The organism is Paenibacillus ihuae, assembly GCF_001368795.1.
GTDB lineage: Bacteria > Bacillota > Bacilli > Paenibacillales > Paenibacillaceae > Paenibacillus_AQ > Paenibacillus_AQ ihuae.
In genome coordinates this window covers 1,800,286-1,802,837 of the sequence record NZ_LN831198.1, presented here as the reverse complement: position 1 = coordinate 1,802,837, position 2,552 = coordinate 1,800,286, and the positions used below count along the sequence as shown (strand labels likewise).

Below are 2,552 nucleotides of genomic sequence, written 5' to 3'. Positions count from 1 at the left end.
TCAGCTCCTCACACCATCTATACCATTCTTCCCGGACCATCCAGTTATAGCGAAAAAATGTCTGCATGAAAGGCCTCCAATATCTAAAATTTTATAGAATAATTGTATCCAGTGTATCACAGCCGGCTGCAGCACCGGCGGTAAAAAATAAGTATATAACTGCATTACCGCCCGTTCATATTCGCAGGTTTGGAATCTCTCGCGGAACTCAGAGCCTTAATACCGTTACCGGCTCATTGTCGCAGATTCCACCGTTGTCACGGAAGCCGAAGCTTTCATAGAACCTTTTTGCAACGAGGTTTTCGGCCTTGTCAGAAAACGCAAAAATACCGGTGAATTTATCACCGGTACGTTAAGGTTATATTTGAGATACATATGTAAAAAAACATCAGTTTTCCTTGCGTTAACTATAAAATTAATATAGAACGGAAATGTCAACAAAGCAAGCATTTTTATGGAAATCGAAGAAAATAAATGGTTTCCGCCCTGAGGCTGGCAGCAAAGGATCAAGAGAATGCTTAGTGCCGCTGTATTCCCTTCCCCCTATGATGATATGATCTTCTGCACGAAGGAGGCGGCAAAGATGCAAATTAGACTCAGAAATATCCGCAAAAGCTTTAAAGTGTACAAACGGCCCGAAGGAAAATGGGGGCTGCTGAAGGGAGCCTTTATGCGGAATGTAACAACTGTGGAGGCGCTCGGCGGCATCGGGTTTGATATCGCTGAAGGCGAGCTGGTGGGTTACATCGGCCCGAATGGTGCCGGCAAATCCACTTCCGTGAAAGTCATGAGCGGCATCCTGACACCGGACAGCGGTGAATGCACCATCCTGGGCAAAGTTCCCTGGAAGCACCGCGTAGAGCATGTATCCAGAATCGGCGTCGTCTTCGGCCAGCGGTCACAGCTGTGGTGGGATGTGCCGGTGGCTGATTCATTTGACGTGCTGAAGGATATTTATGCGATTCCTCCCGGAGATTATAGGCTAAGACTATCCGAGTTAACTGCTACTCTTGGTGTGGAAGCGCTCTTAAGAACACCTGTGAGACAGCTGTCGCTCGGGCAGCGGATGCGTTGTGAGCTGGTGGCGGCGCTGCTGCACCGGCCGAAAATTCTGTTTCTGGATGAACCGACCATCGGACTCGACGCGGTATCCAAGCTGGCGCTGCGCAATTTTTTGAAGGAGGAGAACCGCAATTATGGGGTCACGATGCTGCTGACCACGCATGATATGGACGATATTGAGGCCCTGTGTGAACGGGTTATGGTTATCGGGCACGGCCAGCTTCTCTATGACGGAAGGCTCTCGGGCCTGCAGGAGAAATACGCGCCTGAAGTGGTCATGAAGGTCAACACCGACGCGATGATTGCCGCCATGTACAATGATTTGGCCCTGACTTAAGCTAGTTTTGGCGGAATGACTATGTCTATATGCTCATCAATCAGGAGGTGTAACAATGAATTTTAGAAACACATGCCGGGCCTGCAGCTCCCTCTTCCGGATTAGGATGGCCGAAGGGCTGCAGTACCGTGTATCGGCAATCTCCGGCACGGTGGTCGGGGTATTCTGGGCGCTTCTGGAATGTGTGCTGTTCACCGTGTTCTATACATACAGCGAGAACGGTTCGTGGAACAATAACGGGCTGAGTCTTCCGCAGACGATATCCTATGTGTGGCTGGCCCAGGGGATGTTTGTGCTGCAGAGCATGAGCATCGACAGTGAGATCATGGGCAAAATCAACAATGGCGACGTCGGTATCGAGCTGTGCCGGCCTATGAACCTTTATACTCACTGGTTCGTCAAAAGCTCGGCCGGCAAGCTCGGCACCTCGTGGATCCGCAGTCTGGCCACCGTACTCACCGGGTTGCTGATGCCTGCAGGATACGCACTAGGCGGGCCGGCCTCACTCCCCGCACTGTTCTGTTTTCTACTGTCTGTGGTCATGGCATTTGTGTTATGCTCCGCATTTGCCATGCTCGTGACCGCAATCCGCTTGAACATCACCTGGGGTGACGGGCCGACCTATATGCTTTTACTTGTGAGCGGCATTTTGTCCGGCACCTATCTTCCGCTGCGGCTCTGGCCTGATTTCATGCAGACCTTCCTGTACCTTAAACCCTTTGGAGGGTTCGCAGATATTCCGGTACAGCTGTATATAGGGAGTATGGCTCCCGCCGCCGCACTGCCCGGCATTGGCCTGCAGCTTATCTGGAGCATGATCTTCATTGCGGCCGGCCGGCTCATCATGAAACGTAAACTGAACAGCATTATCGTCCAGGGAGGGTGAGACTTACAAATGATCGCTGAAGGTAAAATCTATTTCAAATATTTGCGGATGCATCTGCTGTCCGGCATGGAGTATAAGGGCTGGTGGCTGATGCTGATTCAGGTCCTGATCGTTGTGATCTCGGACCCCATTGCCACCATCCTGCTGTTCTCCCGCTTTGGCAATATCGGCGAATGGACCGTTGCCCATATCATTCTGGTTTACTCGCTGGCAGTGGCTTCCTTCGGACTCGCTGAGAGCCTCTGCCGCGGCTTTGACTATTTCCCG

At 51.3% G+C, this 2,552-nt stretch carries 3 protein-coding genes and 1 pseudogene; 3 read left to right on the top strand and 1 reads right to left on the bottom strand.

What is annotated here, in order from left to right:
* A pseudogene (locus AQR02_RS33750) lies at positions 1 to 67 on the bottom strand (DinB family protein); the annotation flags it as partial.
* Positions 68 to 583: 516 nt separating this feature from the next.
* Between AQR02_RS33750 and AQR02_RS08005 the strand changes: the two are divergent.
* The 3 genes from AQR02_RS08005 to AQR02_RS32340 form a co-directional block, all read left to right on the top strand.
* Positions 584 to 1,399, top strand: a complete 816-nt coding sequence (locus AQR02_RS08005) for an ABC transporter ATP-binding protein (RefSeq protein WP_245237212.1) — start codon at positions 584 to 586, stop codon at positions 1,397 to 1,399.
* 55 nt (positions 1,400 to 1,454) lie between these two features.
* Complete coding sequence (locus tag AQR02_RS08000; RefSeq protein ID WP_054940124.1) at positions 1,455 to 2,285, top strand: ABC transporter permease; 831 nt, start codon at positions 1,455 to 1,457, stop codon at positions 2,283 to 2,285.
* Positions 2,286 to 2,294: 9 nt separating this feature from the next.
* Positions 2,295 to 2,552 (top strand): hypothetical protein (locus AQR02_RS32340; protein WP_425339964.1); only part of this gene is annotated, 258 nt, incomplete at its 3' end.

What these genes read in the sequence shown, in the direction of transcription:
- AQR02_RS08000 (WP_054940124.1), top strand. Translation starts at nt 1,455, where the DNA reads ATGAATTTTAGAAACACATGCCGGGCCTGCAGCTCCCTCTTCCGGATT.
- AQR02_RS08005 (WP_245237212.1), top strand. Translation starts at nt 584, where the DNA reads ATGCAAATTAGACTCAGAAATATCCGCAAAAGCTTTAAAGTGTACAAA.